16 protein-coding genes and 1 pseudogene are annotated in these 17,161 nt (G+C 33.8%); 15 read left to right on the forward strand and 2 right to left on the reverse strand.

Annotation, left to right across the window (positions count from 1 at the left end; translation table 11 throughout):
* The first annotated feature begins 2 nt into the window (after nt 1-2).
* Nucleotides 3-932 carry a DUF6427 family protein gene (locus RMN97_RS09460; RefSeq protein ID WP_309614272.1) on the forward strand — a complete coding sequence of 310 codons (930 nt, stop codon included), beginning with the start codon at nt 3-5 and terminating at the stop codon, nt 930-932.
* Here the strand turns inward: RMN97_RS09460 and upp are convergent.
* A complete protein-coding gene (upp, locus tag RMN97_RS09465; protein WP_309614273.1) occupies nt 927-1,580 on the reverse strand; it encodes a uracil phosphoribosyltransferase in 654 nt (217 codons plus the stop codon). The two genes, RMN97_RS09460 and upp, sit on opposite strands and share 6 nt — an antisense overlap.
* A 134-nt stretch (nt 1,581-1,714) precedes the next feature.
* On the opposite strand from upp, the gene RMN97_RS09470 reads away from it, so the two are divergent.
* The 3 genes from RMN97_RS09470 to RMN97_RS09480 all read left to right on the forward strand — a co-directional run bounded on the left by RMN97_RS09470 (nt 1,715) and on the right by RMN97_RS09480 (nt 5,339).
* Nucleotides 1,715-2,320: a DUF4254 domain-containing protein gene (locus RMN97_RS09470; protein ID WP_309614274.1), complete on the forward strand. Its 606-nt coding sequence runs from the start codon at nt 1,715-1,717 to the stop codon at nt 2,318-2,320.
* A 26-nt stretch (nt 2,321-2,346) separates the two neighbouring features.
* The gene (locus RMN97_RS09475; protein ID WP_309614275.1) at nt 2,347-4,110 is read left to right on the forward strand and encodes an ATP-binding protein; all 1,764 of its coding nucleotides are present in this window, start codon (nt 2,347-2,349) and stop codon (nt 4,108-4,110) included.
* 209 nt (nt 4,111-4,319) lie between these two features.
* Nucleotides 4,320-5,339: a glycosyltransferase family 9 protein gene (locus RMN97_RS09480; protein WP_309614302.1), complete on the forward strand. Its 1,020-nt coding sequence runs from the start codon at nt 4,320-4,322 to the stop codon at nt 5,337-5,339.
* A 77-nt stretch (nt 5,340-5,416) separates the two neighbouring features.
* On the opposite strand, the gene RMN97_RS09485 is transcribed toward RMN97_RS09480, so the two are convergent.
* Entirely contained in the window at nt 5,417-6,472 is a 1,056-nt protein-coding gene (locus RMN97_RS09485) for a ferredoxin--NADP reductase (protein ID WP_309614276.1), read from the reverse strand.
* Nucleotides 6,473-6,590: 118 nt separating this feature from the next.
* On the opposite strand from RMN97_RS09485, the gene RMN97_RS09490 reads away from it, so the two are divergent.
* The 11 genes and pseudogenes from RMN97_RS09490 to atpA all read left to right on the forward strand — a co-directional run bounded on the left by RMN97_RS09490 (nt 6,591) and on the right by atpA (nt 17,099).
* Nucleotides 6,591-8,048 (forward strand): DUF5687 family protein, encoded by a 1,458-nt coding sequence (locus RMN97_RS09490; protein ID WP_309614277.1) that lies wholly within the window; start codon nt 6,591-6,593, stop codon nt 8,046-8,048.
* A gap of 102 nt (nt 8,049-8,150) precedes the next feature.
* Nucleotides 8,151-8,849, forward strand: a complete 699-nt coding sequence (locus RMN97_RS09495) for an ABC transporter ATP-binding protein (protein WP_309614278.1) — start codon at nt 8,151-8,153, stop codon at nt 8,847-8,849.
* A gap of 152 nt (nt 8,850-9,001) precedes the next feature.
* Nucleotides 9,002-11,836: a gliding motility protein gene (locus RMN97_RS09500; RefSeq protein WP_309614279.1), complete on the forward strand. Its 2,835-nt coding sequence runs from the start codon at nt 9,002-9,004 to the stop codon at nt 11,834-11,836.
* Between the two features lie 5 nt (nt 11,837-11,841).
* Nucleotides 11,842-12,246, forward strand: a complete 405-nt coding sequence (locus RMN97_RS09505) for a polymer-forming cytoskeletal protein (RefSeq protein ID WP_309614280.1) — start codon at nt 11,842-11,844, stop codon at nt 12,244-12,246.
* Nucleotides 12,215-12,451 (forward strand): AtpZ/AtpI family protein, encoded by a 237-nt coding sequence (locus RMN97_RS09510; RefSeq protein ID WP_309614281.1) that lies wholly within the window; start codon nt 12,215-12,217, stop codon nt 12,449-12,451. Before RMN97_RS09505 ends, RMN97_RS09510 begins: the two co-directional genes overlap by 32 nt.
* Entirely contained in the window at nt 12,448-12,846 is a 399-nt protein-coding gene (locus RMN97_RS09515; protein WP_309614282.1) for a hypothetical protein, read from the forward strand. The genes RMN97_RS09510 and RMN97_RS09515 overlap by 4 nt, the downstream gene beginning before the upstream one ends.
* Before the next feature lie 115 nt (nt 12,847-12,961).
* Nucleotides 12,962-14,077 carry a F0F1 ATP synthase subunit A gene (gene atpB, locus RMN97_RS09520; RefSeq protein WP_309614283.1) on the forward strand — a complete coding sequence of 372 codons (1,116 nt, stop codon included), beginning with the start codon at nt 12,962-12,964 and terminating at the stop codon, nt 14,075-14,077.
* A 94-nt stretch (nt 14,078-14,171) separates the two neighbouring features.
* Nucleotides 14,172-14,369, forward strand: coding sequence for an ATP synthase F0 subunit C (atpE, locus tag RMN97_RS09525; RefSeq protein ID WP_309614284.1), 198 nt, complete (start codon nt 14,172-14,174; stop codon nt 14,367-14,369).
* Nucleotides 14,370-14,467: 98 nt separating this feature from the next.
* On the forward strand, nt 14,468-14,968 hold the full coding sequence (locus tag RMN97_RS09530; protein ID WP_309614285.1) for a F0F1 ATP synthase subunit B: 501 nt from the start codon (nt 14,468-14,470) through the stop codon (nt 14,966-14,968).
* A complete protein-coding gene (atpH, locus tag RMN97_RS09535) occupies nt 14,968-15,501 on the forward strand; it encodes an ATP synthase F1 subunit delta (protein ID WP_309614303.1) in 534 nt (177 codons plus the stop codon). Before RMN97_RS09530 ends, atpH begins: the two co-directional genes overlap by 1 nt.
* A gap of 23 nt (nt 15,502-15,524) precedes the next feature.
* Nucleotides 15,525-17,099, forward strand: a pseudogene (gene atpA / locus RMN97_RS09540) (F0F1 ATP synthase subunit alpha).
* Nucleotides 17,100-17,161: the final 62 nt, after the last annotated feature.

Consider the following 17,161-nt stretch of genomic DNA (forward strand, 5'->3'; position numbering starts at 1 on the left):
TTATGATAACAAGCGTTTTTAAAAAATCTACTCTCCTTAATAACGCTTTGGTGGTAGTTTTGTTATTGCTTTTCTTCTTTATGTATCAGTCAAGCGATTTGTTGGCAACGATTTCTACAAATGGATTTTCAAAAACAGCAACGCTTATTTTGTTATTATTGGCCTCTTTTTTCTTGGTCAATTTTACAGTTAAAAAGAATAACCTGACCAAAAACAGCAGTTATACTATTTTATTTTTCTTATTATTTCTACTCATTTTCCCGTCCGTTTTTAATAATTCTAATTTATTATTTGCCAATTTTTTTCTGCTTATGGCTATTCGAAGATTGATTTCTTTGCAAACGCTAAAAGCCCCAAAAGAAAAGATTTTCGATGCCTCGATGTGGATTTTCATTGCCAGCTTGTTTCATTTTTGGTGTATTCTCTTCATTATTTTGGTATATGCTTCCATAATTTTTCACGTTTCAAGAGATTTCAGAAACTGGCTTTTACCATTTGTGGCGTTTTTTGCAACAGCAGTTATATTTATGTTCTCTGCCTTGGCATTTGATAAAACATGGATTGCACACATTATAAATCAAACGCAAACTAATTTTGAACTGGATTATTTTACCAATAATTATCAAAACATAGCGCTCTCGTTTTTTGTTGTCATTGGGCTGTATTTTTTATTATCGTTAGTTCTTTCTTTAACAAACAAACCATTGATTTTACAAGCCTCTTACAAGAAAATGATATTTGGATTTTTAATCGGAGTAACTATTTTTTTGATTTCACCCGATAAAAACAGTGAAATGTTACTATTCACATTTATGCCATTATCAATAATGTGTACTACAAACATTGAATATTCGCAAAGCAAAATGTATCAAGAAATCGTGTTGTTGTTGCTTATTTTAGGATGTTCGTTTAGCTATTTCTCCCAACTATAATTTGCTTCCGTAAGCCAAATCACCGGCATCACCAAGACCAGGAACGATATAGTTTTTCTCGTTAAGTTTTTCATCAATCGCAGCTATCCAAAGATGACAGTTGTCAGGAAGATTTTTTTGAAGATAGGCAATGCCTTCAGGTGCCGCAATGACAACTGCAATATGAATTTCTTTTGGTTTTTGTTCCAGATGTAATTTATGCAAAACCGCCACTATCGATTGTCCAGTAGCTAACATTGGATCAATTAAAATCAAATTCTTATTTTCAAAAGATGGAGCCGCTTGATATTCTACTAAAATATCAAACTTATCATCGTTGTCATAGTGATGGCGATAGGCCGAAACAAAACCGTTTTCAGCATTGTCGAAAATATTCATAAAGCCTGTATGCAATGCCAATCCGGCACGAAGAATCGAGCATAAAACCACATGGTCAGCAATGGTTGTGGTGTGTTTGATGCCTAGCGGAGTTTGAACGTCAATAGCTTTATATTCTAAGGTTTTACTCAATTCATACGCCATAATTTCCCCAATTCTTTCTATGTTTTTTCGGAAACGCATGCTGTCTTTTTGAATGTTGACGTCACGTATTTGTGCCAAAAAATGATTAAGAATACTATTGTTTTCCGAAATATTGTGAAGATGCATGAATGTGAGAATTTGTATGTTTAGGTAAATGTATAAAAAACTATCTTTGCACACGAGACCTTTAGGTCGAATTTTATGTACCCGAGCCCAAAGCGGCGAACGGAACAAGGTTAAATAAAATAAAATTTAAAAGTATGTTTTCAAAATTTGCCTATTCTATATTTGAACAAAGTATCAAGGATTATCATGTTCACGACAACGTAGACCAACCCGTTAACAATCCATATCCAAAAGAGAAGATTGAGCACTTATTGTATTTTAAAAATTGGATTGACACCGTTCAATGGCATTTTGAAGATATTATTCGCGACCCAAATATTGATCCGGTTGCGGCTTTGGTTTTGAAAAGAAGAATCGATGCTTCCAACCAAGAAAGAACAGATATGGTTGAATATATCGACAGTTATTTTCTTCAAAAATATAGCAATGTCAAAGTAAAAGATAACGCAAAAATAAATTCTGAAAGTCCGGCTTGGACGATTGATAGATTATCAATTTTAGCATTAAAAATTTATCACATGAGTGAAGAAGCAAATCGTGCCGAAGCTTCACAAGAGCACAGAGATAAATGTCAAGCCAAATTAAATGTGTTGCTAGAACAAAGAACCGATTTGTCAACAGCGATTGATGATTTGATTACCGATATTGAAAACGGAGACAAATTCATGAAAGTGTACAAACAGATGAAAATGTACAACGACGATGATTTGAATCCTGTTTTGTACCAAAATAAAAAATAAATACTTATCTAATAAAGTAATTGTCTATGATAACAATTGATAAGTTAAAAATACTCAAAGAGTCAGAAGACAAAGTTGAATTTAAAAAAGGAGAAGGTGGTAACATTTCTTATGATGGTGGTAGCAAAGTAAAACCATCTGAAAGAAGGCGATGTATACTTGGTTATGTAACTGCCCTTTGTAATGAATTAGGTGGTTATCTTGTGATTGGAATGAGTGATAGTTACCCTCATGAAGTAATTGGAACAAACCAAAATAAAGGTTCTATAGGAGAACTTGAAGCAAATATTTATAGAGATACAAATATAAGAACATCCATATATGAACTTTTTGAAAATGAAAAAAGAGTTTTAGTTATTGAGGTTTCACCACGTCCAGCAGGAAAAGTTTTTAAATTTGAAGATGTTGCATTAATGCGTATTGGCGAGGAGTTAAAACCAATGTCAGATGAATTTTACTTAAAAATCATTAATGAGCAGGAACCAGATTTTTCAAATCAATTTTGTGAAGGTTTAAAAATTTCTGATTTAGATGAAAAAGCGATTACAATTCTAAAAGAAAAATATGCTTTAAAACAAAACAATCCTGTTTTTAAGACACTTTCTCACGAACAATTATTATCTGATTTAGAACTTTTAAAAAAAGGGAAATTAACCAATGCTGCATTAATTCTTCTCGCAAAAAAACAAGTTTTAAAGGAAAGATTACCCCAAGCATCAGTTATGATTGAATATCGAAATTCTGAAAATCAGATACCCTTTGATAATAGGATTGCGTTTTCAGACCCTTTTTTCATAATGATAGATGAACTTTGGAATACCATAAATTTGAGAAATGGAAGTTTCCCAATACAAGATGGTGCTTACATCTTTAATATTCCATTTTTCAATGAAGAAGTTATAAGAGAATCTATCAATAATGCAATTACTCATAGAGATTATAGAAAAGCATCTGAAATTGTCATAAAACAGTTTCCGCAAAGATTAGATATAATTAACGCAGGGGGATTTCCAGCAGGGGTCAATTTAGAAAATTTATTAAAAACACCAAGTACTCCAAGAAATAGATTGTTAGCTGATGTTTTGCAAAAAACAGGAATCGTTGAACGCTCTGGACAAGGTGTGGATAAAATTTATTATAACACACTCGTAGAAGGGAAAGCCGAGCCAGATTACACGAAATCAGATGATTTTCAAGTAAATTTAAAACTATCAGCAGTTATCGAAGATAGAGCTTTTGCGTTGTTTATAGTCGCAATACAAGATGAGTTGCCGGAAACAGAAAAACTTTCTGTTTTAGAAGTAATCACCTTAAATATGATTAAAAAGAATGTGCCAAAAAAAGATTTAGATGTTGAAATAGTTATGCGACTTTTAGAAAAAAAATTAATAGAAAAACGAGGTAAAACAAATGCCATCTATTATATTCTTTCAAAGGATTATTATGAGTTTACTGATGAAAAGGCAAAATATTATAACCTTCAAGAATTAGATGAAAATCAAGTTTTTAATATAATACTTCAATTTTTATTAAAAGAAGGGAAAGCTAAAATGAAAGATTTTGTTGGACTTTTTGAAGATAAATTATCTAGGAAGCAAGTAAGATCTAGAGTTGAAAAATTTGTTTTAAATAAAACAATTGAACAACAAGGAGAGGGTTCAACTTCAATATATAAAATTAATGATGAGTACATAAAGAAGATGGAAGTGTATGCAGAAGCAATCTCTAAAACAATTTCAGATTTGGAAAGTAAAAATGAAATGGCCAAGAAAGGGACAAGAAAAAACTAAAAAATTGTTAAAAACTAAAGCTTTTTGTTAATAAGTCTGCTCGAGATGCTTGATTTTCAAGAGATTTATGTAATCTGAAATGGCCAAAGAAAGGCCAGAAATTTAGAAAACGGGACTAAAACAGGACAGAAATAATATTAAAGCATTATTGAAAAACATAAAAATTGCCAAACCCAATTCAACATATTGCCATTATTCGAATGTCTGCCATGGGCGATGTTGCGATGACAGTTCCTGTTATTAGAGCATTCGTTGAGCAATCCCGAAGTCTCGGGACAGAAGTAAAAATCACAGTAGTTTCACGACCTTTTTTCAAACCTTTTTTTGATGGAATTCCGAATGTGAATTTCTTTTCCGTTGATGTCAAAGGAAGACATAAAGGTTTTCTGGGCTTATTAAAATTATATTCCGATTTAAAGCAATTGAATATTGACGCTGTTGCCGATTTACACAATGTCTTACGCTCGCGAATCATCCTAACTTTATTCGCGTTAAGCGGAAAAAAAGTGGCGTTTACAGATAAAGGAAGAGCTGAAAAGAGAGCATTAACTCGTTCAGAAAATAAAGTTTTCAAACCAATCAAAACTATGGTTGAAAGGCATGTTGATACTTTTAAAAAGTTAGGTTTTAACGTTGATTTGTCATCCCGAAGCTTCGGGACAAAGTTTCCTAAAAAAGATGTTATGTCTTCAGAAATTTTAAAGATTTCGGGTGAAAAGAATAGTCAAAAATGGATTGGAATCGCGCCATTTGCCCAATACGAAAGCAAAGTGTATCCGCAGGATTTGATGCAGCAAGTTATAGATGAATTGGCATCTGATTCAAATACTAAAATCTTTCTTTTTGGCGGTGGAAATAAAGAAATTGAAATTTTAAATTCGTTTGCCGACGGAAAAGTAAACGTAATAAATGTTGCCGGGAAACTAAAGCTCCAGCAAGAATTAGATTTGATTTCCAATTTGGACGTAATGCTTTCTATGGATTCCGGGAATGCTCATATTGCTGCGATGTTGGGGACAAAAGTAATAACACTTTGGGGTGCCACACATCCTTTTGCCGGATTTGCACCATTTAATCAGCCGTTTGAAAACTGTTTGGTTTCTGATAGAGAAAAGTTTACAATGCTACCAACTTCGGTTTACGGAAACAAAAAAGTAGAAGGTTATGAAGAGGCAATGCGAACGATTTGTCCAGAAACAGTTGTTGAGAAAATTAAGGGAACTATTTAAAAAAACACCGCAGATTCGCAGATTAAGCATTTATTTTAATCTGCGAATCTGCGGTCTATTTCAAAAACGTGTTTTATCTAAACATCATCATAATCCACATAAAGTTCTGCAGATGTTGGATGTGCCTGACACGTTAGAATCAATCCTTCAGCAATTTCGTCATCCGTCAAAATCGAATTCTTTTTCATTTCGGCAGTACCATTTGTAATTCGCGCCAAGCAAGAACTACAAATTCCACCCTGACAAGAATAAGGTGCATCAATGCCTTGTTTCAATGCCGCTTCGAGAACGGTTTGTTTTTGCGACATTTCAAAAGTAGTTTCTTCGTCATCAACCATTACGGTAATTTTGGAATGACCGGTATGTGTTTCCGCGTTTGGATTATCATTCGTTGTCGATGTAGAAAACAACTCGAATTTAATATTTTTCTCAAGAACATTGTGCTCTTTTAAAACAGTAGAAACCAAATTAATCATGGTTTCTGGGCCACATAGATAGAATTTATCAAAGGCCTTTTCTTTGTGTTTGTTATTCAAAACAAAATTCACAGTCGACTTGTCAATTCGTCCAAAAAGTTCGCCATCGGCTTTAGCCTGACTGAAAACATAATGCACAAAAAAGCGACCAACATACTTCAACTGCAATTCGTGTAAATCGTTGTTAAAAATGGTTTCTTGTGGCGTTTTATTTCCGTATACTAGAACAAAAGTGCTTTTTGGCTCGCTTTCTAAAACCGACTTTAGAATTGACATAACTGGCGTAATTCCGCTTCCGGCTACAAATCCGGCATAATTTTTTAAGTTTGAAAAAGAGGGTTCAAACGTGAATTTTCCTTCCGGTTGACCGACTTCTAAAATATCTCTAACTTTTAAATTTTCATTCGCAAATTTTGAAAAATGACCACTTTCTACCGATTTGATCGCAATGCGCAATTCGCCACTATTAGGCGAAGAACAAATAGAATACGCACGACGAATTTCTTGTCCGTCTAAAGTTAATTTTAGATTTACGTATTGACCGGCAGTAAATTGATAAGCAGATTTTAATTCGGCTGGAATATTGAAAGCAACAGAAATGGTATTGGCAGTTTCGTGCTTTACTTCTTTGATTTGTAATTTATAAAAGGCTGACATGAAAAATAATTTTTGCAAAGGTAAGAAATAGCAACGATTAGAAAAGTAAAGAAACTTTGAAAGTATGTAACAAATTTTTACATTTAGGAACTAATTTCAAAAACCTAAACAACTAACCATGTTCAAACACTTCATTTCCCTCGAATGGAAAGCTTTTTTTCGTTCAGTTTCTTTTGGTGCCAATATGGCATTTAAGATCATAATGGGCTTTTTTGCTTTAATAATCATACTTGAGTTTTCATTGTTAGGATTTTTTGGATATGAAATCCTTAGCGAATATCATTTAGAACCTTTAGTAACAGTCAATAAATTTTTAATTTACTATTTAGTTGGCGATTTGGTCATAAGGTATTTTCTTCAAAAAATGCCTGTGATGAATATCAGGCCGCTGTTGAGTTTGCCAATAAAAAGAAATGTTGTTGTTCATTTCTCTTTGGGTAAAACACTCATCTCCTTTTTCAATGTAATGCATGCTTTTTTCTTTGTTCCTTTCACGATAGCTTTGCTGACACATGGATATGGATTACAAGCTATTTTTTGGCTCATTGGCTGTACAACATTGATTTTTTCAAATAATTTTATAAATGTTTTGATTAACAATAAAGACAATGTTTTTTATTCTTTACTGTCGGTTGTTGTTGGTTTAGGGATAACTCAATATTACAAGGTTTTTGATATCACAGATTATACCCAGCCTTTTTTTCAGGGAATGTATAGTACAAGTTATCTGTTTTTAATTCCGATGCTTTTAGTTGTGGTAACCTATTATTTTTCATTTGATTATTTCAAGAAAAATCTAAATCTGGATACAGGTTTAGCTAAAAAAAGTGAAGAAGCCAGAACAGAAAATTTTACATGGTTAAACCAATTTGGGAGTCTTGGGATATTCCTTAAAAATGACATTAAGCTAATCAAAAGAAATAAACGTTCTAGAACTACTGTAATCATGAGTTTCTTGTTTCTCTTTTATGGATTTTTGTTTTTCAACAACCCACATCAGCTGCCTATTATGGGGATTTTTGCTGGCATTTTTGTTTCGGGAGGGTTTTTGTTTACGTTCGGACAATTTGTGCCAAGTTGGGACAGTTCTTATTATCAATTAATGATGAGCCAGAATATTCAATACAAGGATTATTTGAGTTCAAAATGGTGGTTGGTTGTAATGGCAACTATAATTTCAACAATTTTAGCATCGTTTTATCTTTATTTTGGATGGCATACTTACTTGCTGATTGTGATAGGAGCCATTTATAACATTGGTGTGAACTCTCATTTAGTTTTACTGGGTGGAGCTTTCGTAAAAACGCCAATCGACTTAACAATGGCCAAAAAAGCTTTTGGTGACAAGCAGGCTTTTAATGTAAAAACCATGCTCTTGGTGATTCCTAAACTATTGATTCCGGTATTACTTTTTGGATTAGGAACATCCATTTTAAATCAAAATCTGGGTTTGCTTTTTGTTGCTTTAGCTGGAGTTCTCGGCTTTGCTTTTAGAAATAAAGTTTTCGCTATGATAGAGAAGATATACAAGACCGAAAAGTACGAAACCATAGCAGCATACAAACAGAAGAACTAGTGTTCAGTAACAGTTAGCAGTATTAAGTTATAATTCAAATAAAATAAAAACAGGAGTTTAAAACAAACCTTATAAACTCATAAACCTTATAAACTTTTTAAAATGATACAAGTAAATAATTTAACCAAAAGATACAATCTGGGGACAATGGTTTTAAACATGCGAAACCTTGAAATTCCCAAAGGACAAAGCTTTGGATTAGTCGGAAATAACGGTGCCGGAAAAACCACTTTTTTTAGTTTGCTATTGGATTTAATTCAGCCAAGTTCCGGACATATAATTAACAACGAAGTGCAAGTCGACAAAAGCGAAGCCTGGAAACCTTTCACAGCAGCATTTATCGATGAAAGCTTTTTGATTGGTTATTTAACTGCCGAAGAATATTTTTACTTCATTGGCGATTTGCGTGGACAAAATAAAGCCGATGTTGATGGCTTACTAAAAAAACACGAAGAATTTTTTAATGGGGAAATTCTGAACAGCAAAAAGTATTTAAGAGATTTATCCAAAGGGAATATGAAAAAAGTGGGTATTATCGCCACTTTAATTGGAAATCCGGAAGTAGTTATTTTGGATGAACCTTTCGCTAATTTGGATCCAACGACGGTTAACCGATTAAAAATCATCATCAAGGAATTAGCTGAAAATCCAAACGTTACCGTTTTGGTTTCTTCACACGATTTGGTTCATACGGTTGAAGTTTGCAACAGAATTGTAGCGTTGCATTTGGGCGAAGTGGTAAAAGACATCAAAACATCGCCAGAAACTTTGAAGGAATTAGAAGCTTTTTTTGCGGTCTAATAAAAACACTTTTTCATAGAATAGCGTTAAGTTTTTATCATTAAAGGTAAAACTTACCGGTTATTTTTTTGCCATATCAAAAAGAAACGTATTTTTACCAGTTAGTTATACTATTTATGACTTTTTTACGTTATAACATTAAACGTTTTGCTTTGAAAACCAATACAATTAAATATATCATCTTATCGGGATTATTGTTTTTTTTAATAGCCTGTTCTACCAAAAGAAACACGTGGCTTTCAAGAAATTCACATGCACTTAGCACGAAAGATAACATTTTATATAATGGCGGAATTGCATTGGACAAAGGAGTTGAAGAAGTTAAACTTCAAAACACAGACAATTTTTGGGAAATACTTCCTGTAGAAAGAATGCAGGTTTCAGAAGACAATCTCATGCCGGGCAATACTAAGAACGCCAATTTTGAGAAAGCAGAAACCAAAGCTACCAAAGCGATTCAGAAACATTCGATGAATATTAACGGTTCAGAAAAAAACCCACAAATGGACGAAGCATATATGATGCTTGGACAAGCAAGATATTATGATCAGCGATTTGTACCGGCCTTGGATGCGTTCAATTATGTGTTAAATAAATCTCCAAATAGTGATAAAATATACGAAGTGAAAATTTGGAGAGAAAAAACCAATATGCGTCTGGACAATGATGCTTTGGCGGTAAATAATCTTCGAAAATTACTAAAGGAAATCAAATTTAAAGATCAGATTTTTTCAGATGCCAATGCTACTTTGGCTCAGGCATTTTTAAATTTAGAGCAAAAAGATAGTGCTGTTGCCAAACTTAAAATCGCTAAAGAATTTACTAAATCAAAAGAAGAAATATCGAGATACAATTATATTTTAGGTCAGGTTTACGAACAACTTGGATATAAAGACAGCGCTTATGCCAGTTATCAAACCGTAATTGATATGCATAGAAAAGCGGCAAAGCAATATGTAATTCACGCACACGCAAGACAAGCCAGTCAATTTGATTATGAAAAAGGAGATACTGTTGCCTTTCTTAAAAAATACAATGACTTGTTGAAAGATAGAGAAAACAGACCTTTTTTGGACGTTTTACACCATCAATTGGGATTGTTTCATGAAAAAAGAAATAATAAAACCTTAGCCAAAAAAGAATACAATCTTTCCTTAAAAAAGAAAACACAAGACACCTATCTCATCGCTTCCAACTACAGAAATTTGGCCGATTTATATTTTATAGATTCTAAATTTGTTAAAGCCGGAAACTATTATGACAGTACCTTGGTTCAATTAAAACCAAGAACAAGAGAGTTTAATTTGATAAAAAAGAAAAGAGAAAATCTTGAAGACGTTATCAAATATGAAGCGATTTCACAAACAAATGACAGTATTATATCGCTGTACAAAATGTCAGGTTCAGAAAGAACAGCTTATTTTGAAACCTATATTGTAAAGCTTAAAAAAGAAGAGGAAGTACAAAAAAAGGCCGCAGAAAAACTAGCAAGAATTAAAGAGAATCAGGAAAGAAGCGACGGTAAAATCGATTCAGAAGATGGTTCTGATTCTAAAACCCAAAAATCAATAATCCCCAAAACACCTAATCCTACTTCTGCAGGAAGCGAGAGTGTTTTCTATTTTTATAACCCTACAACTGTCGCTTATGGTAAAGTGGAGTTTGCAAAAAATTGGGGCAAAAGAACCTTACAAGACAATTGGCGTGTTTCATCACTTGCAGAAAAAGACAATACAGGAAAAAATAGTGACGGGAAAGACGCTGAAGGCGATAAAGATTCTAAAGACGTTGCAGCTGTCGACGAACGTTTTACGCCAGATTTCTATATAAAACAAATTCCGGAATCGCAAACTACTATAGATAGTTTGAGCAAAGAAAGAAACTTTGCTAACTACCAACTTGGAATTATTTATAAAGAAAAATTTAAAGAATATCAATTAGCCGCAAACAAATTTGAGAAATTGTTAAGTGACAATCCTGAAGAAAGATTAGTGCTGCCATCGATGTATCATTTGTATAAACTTTATGAAATTTTAGACAAATCAAAAGCGGCCGCAATAAAAGAAAGTATCGTTGCAAATTATCCAAATTCGCGATATGCACAGATTTTACAAAACCCGTCTAGCGATATAGAAGAGTCAAGTGATTCGCCAAGCGTAGTTTACGCAAACATATATAAACAATATCAAAACGGGGAATTTAAAACAGTATTAACCGCTACAGAAAATGCCATTAACCGATTTACAGGAGATGAAATTGTTCCCAAATTTGAATTGTTAAAAGCCAATATAGTTGGTAAACTTGGCGGACTTGGTGAATTTAGCACAGCCTTAAATTATGTAGCCTTAAATTATCCAAATAGTGAAGAAGGCAAAAAAGCCGAAAAATTACTATCAGTTGATTTGCCTAAATTAGAAGCACTACAGCTATCTAAAGCACCTTCCAGAAACTGGAAAATTCTTTACCAAACTAAAGATTTTGAAGACGCAGGGACAAAAGATCTTCGTGAAAAAATCAAAAAATTCATAGCCGACAGAAGTTTAAATAAACTCACAGTTTCTTTGGACATATACACGATGACTGATAATTTTGTGGTACTACACGGAATAAATACTGAGGACTTAGCAATTGGTATTACATCAATTTTGAAAGACTACAAAGATTATAAAGTGCAACAAACACCTATAATTATTTCGGCAGAAAATTATACTATAGTTCAAATTAAAAAGAATTTAGACGAATTTTTAGCCGGAAATCTTCCGGAAACAGCAACGCAACCAAACTGGGATGGGACTTTAGAAAGAGCACCTGAGCCAGTTCAGCCAAAACCAGTTGTAAATACTAATCAACAAGGGCAACCATCTGAAGAAGACCCAAGTGAGATTAAGCAAGGGAGAAATCAAAAAGGAGGAGAACAAAAATCTGGTGAACAAGAATTTGCCTTGCCACCTTCACCACAAATGGATAAATCTGGTAAAAAAGGATAGAAATCATGTTTGAAAAAAGTCCAAAATCATACACCGATCTTTTAGGTAAAACCAACCGAATTGTGGAAGGAACAACTATTCAGGGTGATATTATTTCCCCTGCAGATTTTCGTTTGGACGGACATTTGGTTGGCAATTTCCAATCCAAAGGGAAAATAGTAATTGGTCCGGCTGGTAGTGTGAAAGGAGATATCATTTGTAAAAATGCTGACATCGAAGGGAATTTTGACGGTAAAATACAAGTCCAGGAAATCCTTAATGTGAAATCCAAAGCTCACATTTATGGGGAAGTAATCTGCGGAAAACTTTCGGTTGAACCAGGAGCAGAATTCAGCGCGTCATGTATAATGAAACCACATGTAAAAAGCATGATTACCGATGGAAAATCAGCAGAAGAAAAAACAGCGTAATAAATGGTTATCGTTAATTAGTATTCCCATCCAAATGGGAATTATTGTTTTTTTGTTTTCCAAATTAGGGCAATGGCTCGACCATAAATTCATTAACAAACATAATTTATACGTAAAAATTTTAACGATGGTTGGCGTTGCGATTGCGTTTTACAACATCTCCAGACAGTTAAAAGAAATAAACAAATCAGAAGAAGAAAAATGAATTTAAAAAAATACAGTTCCCTTTTTGCAGTCTTTATTGCAGCCATAATCGGTATTATCGTTCACAAAACCATATCGCATTTTATTATTCCAAAGGAATTTGAAGACAACTTTATTTATTCAACACTATTGCTCTACGTATTGTTTGCCTTGCTTTCGTTGGTCATAGTATCCTTATTGAAAAAGGTAAAAGAGACATCTGAAAACTATGTTGGTTATGCTTTTTTAGCATTTACTACTTTAAAGATGGCAATTGCGTATGCTTTTTTAAGACCAATCATCCACACAGATCTTCCAAAAACACCAACAGAAAAGATGAATTTTTTTATTGTCTTTATTTACTTTTTGGTAATAGAAACCTATCTAACCATCAGAATTTTAAACAATAAGCAATAAATTGTTTTAGAATCGACAAATCCATCAAAAAAAATAAAACTTATACTTTTTAATATTAATTAAAAGTGTACTTTTGCACCAAATTTCAGAAATAAAATTTAGACAAATCATAGTTATGGTGTTTTCGAAAAAATCATTCCTTTATAGTATAGTAGTTTTAATTGCTTTTTTGCCTTCGGATTTATTAGCAAATTCACCTGAACCAACACGTGTTGAAGGAGCAGTAACTGAAAATCTGGATCGGGAAGCTAAAACCAGAGCCCAAATTGACGAAGTAAAAAATCACCACGTTTTAGATTCGCACAGCTTTAATTTCTTTGCTGACGAGGAAACAGGAAAGCATTATGGTTTCCCGTTACCTATTATACTTTGGGATAATGGAATTCACATTTTCTCTTCTTCAAAATTTCATGACGGAGAATCAGTTGCAGAAGATGGTGGAAATTACTATGTTTTACATCACGAAAAAATATACAAAACAGAGGCTGACGGAACTTTAACCGGAGACGAGCATCATCCAACTAATGCTAAACCAATCGATTTTTCAATCACAAAGGGAGTTTTCTCTATGTTGGTTATAGCACTTTTAATGTTCTTATTGTTTAGAGGTTTAGGAAAATCATATTCCAAAAACGGTGGTGTTGCAGCAGGCGCAGGAAGATTTTTCGAGCCAATTGTATTGTTCGTTCGTGATGAAATCGCAATCCCAAACATTGGTGAAAAACATTATAAAAAATACATGAGCCATTTGTTGACGGTATTCTTTTTCATCTGGTTTTTAAATGTTGTGGGTATGATGCCATTCGGAGTAAACGTTACGGGTAATATCTCGGTAACTTTCGGATTGGCAGTTCTAACTTTCATCATCACAACGCTTACCGCTAAAAAAGACTATTGGATGCACATTTTCTGGATGCCAGGCGTTCCGGTTCCAATGAAAATTATTTTGGCGCCAATCGAATTGATGGGAGCAATCATCAAGCCTTTCTCATTAATGATTCGTTTGTACGCGAATATGTTTGCTGGTCACATCGTTATAATGAGTTTGATTGGAATGATGTTCATTTTTAAAAGCTGGATAGGAAGTCCATTAGCATTCGGACTTTCATTCATCATCTCATTAATTGAAATTTTAGTAACGCTTTTACAAGCGTATATCTTTACAATGTTAACCGCTTTGTATTTTGGTTCGGCTGTTGAAGAACACCACCACGAGGAAGCGCATCATTAAAATTTTAGATGTCAAATATTAAATTTTAAATATCTGAAATTTAATATCTAATATCTAATATCAAGTTGAATGTTTAATTAAATATATATACATTATGGAAGGAACTCTTAACTTAGTAGGAGCAGGATTAGTAGTTATTGGAGTAGGAATTGGTATCGGTAGAATCGGTGGTTCTGCATTAGATGCAATTGCTCGTCAACCAGAAGCTACAGCAAAAATTCAAACAGTGATGCTTATTGCAGCGGCACTTATTGAAGGTATTGGATTTGCAGCATTGTTCGCTGTAAAATAATAAAAAATGTAAAACTAAGGCTGCAACGGTTGGTTGTAGCTTTGGTTTACCTTTAAAAAAGAATTAAAATTTTTACCTATATAATTACCTTTTAAATTATGGAAAAGTTAATAGATGATTTCGCGTTCGGATTGTTCTTCTGGCAAACATTAATTTTCTTGTTGTTAGTTTTCTTGTTGAGAAAATTCGCTTGGAAACCAATTTTGGATGCCGTTAATGAAAGAGAAGAGGGAATCAAAAATGCATTACTTTCTGCTGAAATTGCAAAAAGAGATATGCAAAATCTTAAATCGGATAACGAAAAACTTCTAGCTGACGCGAGAGTCCAAAGAGATGTTATTCTAAAAGAAGCAAGAGAAATTAAAGATAAAATTGTTTCTGAAGCTAAAGACGAAGCACAAGTTCAAGCAGGTAAAATGATTGAACAAGCAAAAGCAGCAATCAATAGCGAAAAAAATGCAGCTATGGCAGATTTGAAAAATCAAGTTTCTACTTTGTCTATTGAAATTGCAGAAAAAGTATTAAGAAATGAATTAGCTGACAAAGTTTCTCAAACCAAATTGGTTGAGAAAATGTTAGGCGATGTTAAATTAAATTAATCGTTATGTCAAGAGCTGCGATTAGATACGCGAAAGCAATTTTAGAAACTGCGGTTTCAAGCGGAAAAGCCAATCAGGTAAATGATGATATGAAATCTATCATCGCCGCGGTTGACTCTAGTGCTGATTTAAAAGAATTTTTGGCTAGCCCAATCATCAAATCAGATTTGAAGATGAACGCTTTGACAGAAGTTTTTGCTTCGGTTCAAGCCGAAACCAAATCGCTTTTCAGATTGCTACAAGAAAACAAAAGATTTGAAATACTAGTGGCGATTGCTTCACAATACAACACTCAATTTGATGAAATGAACGGTGTTGAAGTGGCAAAAGTAACTACAGCTTTTCCTATTACGGCTGAATTAGAAGCTCAGATTTTGGCAAAAGCAGCAACTATTTCAACTAAAAAATTAACTATTCAAAACACAGTTGATCCTTCAATTATTGGTGGATTTATTTTAAGAATAGGCGACAAACAATACAATGCTTCTGTGTCAAACAGATTGCAGGAATTAAAAAGAGAATTTAGTAACTAGATTACCATTAAAGAGATATCAAAATGGCAGAAATCAATCCAGCTGAAATTTCAGCAATATTAAAAAAACAATTATCTGGTTTTGAATCAGGTGCAACATTAGAAGAAGTAGGAACTGTCCTTCAAGTAGGTGATGGTATTGCTCGTGTTTACGGGTTATCAAATGCTCAATACGGTGAGTTAGTACAATTCGACAACGGATTGGAAGCTATCGTTTTGAACTTAGAAGAAGACAACGTAGGAGTTGTACTTTTAGGACCATCTACTGGGATTAGAGAAGGTTCTACAGTAAAAAGAACACAACGTATCGCCTCTCTTAAAGTGGGAGAAAAAATCGTAGGACGTGTTGTAAACACACTAGGAGAACCAATCGATGGTAAAGGACCAATCGGTGGTGATTTATACGAAATGCCATTGGAAAGAAAAGCTCCTGGAGTTATCTTCCGTCAACCGGTAACGGAACCATTACAAACGGGAATCAAATCTATCGATGCGATGATTCCAGTAGGTTGAGGACAACGTGAACTTGTTATTGGTGACCGTCAAACAGGTAAAACTACCGTTTGTATCGATACCATCTTGAACCAAAAAGAATTTTACGATGCTGGTCAACCAGTATTTTGTATATACGTAGCAATTGGACAAAAAGCATCTACGGTTGCCGGAATTGCTAAAACATTAGAAGAAAAAGGAGCAATGGCTTACACTACAATTGTAGCTGCTAACGCTTCTGATCCAGCACCAATGCAGGTTTACGCGCCAATGGCCGGAGCTGCAATCGGAGAATATTTCAGAGATTCAGGTCGTCCTGCTTTGATTATCTATGATGATTTATCAAAACAAGCTGTTGCTTACCGTGAGGTTTCTCTTTTGTTAAGAAGACCACCAGGTCGTGAGGCTTATCCTGGAGACGTATTTTACTTACACTCTCGTTTGTTAGAAAGAGCTTGTAAAGTAATTGCGGATGATGATATCGCAAAAAACATGAACGATTTACCGGATACTTTAAAGGGTATCGTAAAGGGTGGAGGTTCATTAACAGCTTTACCAATTATCGAAACTCAAGCGGGTGACGTTTCTGCATATATTCCAACGAACGTAATTTCGATTACTGACGGACAGATTTTCCTTGATGGAGATTTGTTTAACTCAGGAGTTCGTCCAGCGATTAACGTAGGTATTTCGGTATCTCGTGTTGGAGGTAACGCTCAGATTAAATCGATGAAAAAAGTAGCCGGAACATTAAAACTTGATCAAGCTCAATTCCGTGAATTGGAAGCGTTTGCAAAATTTGGTTCTGATTTGGATGCCGTTACTTTAAACGTAATCGAAAAAGGAAGAAGAAATGTTGAAATCTTGAAACAAGCCGTTAACGATCCTTACACTGTAGAAGATCAGGTTGCTATTATCTACGCAGGTTCAAAAAACTTGTTGAGAAGCGTACCTGTAAACAAGATAAAAGAATTCGAAAGAAGCTTTATCGATTACTTAAACAACAAGCATAGAGATACTTTAGACGCTTTAAAAGCAGGTAAGTTAGATGATAATATTACTGACGTTTTAGAAAAAGTAGCTAAAGAACTTTCAGCGAAATATTAATAAAAAGTATTAAGTATCAAGTATTAAGTACAAAGACGTCTTAATACTTAATACTTAAATCT

The sequence above is a fragment of the Flavobacterium sp. genome, from assembly GCF_031381455.1.
Classification (GTDB): Bacteria; Bacteroidota; Bacteroidia; order Flavobacteriales; family Flavobacteriaceae; genus Flavobacterium.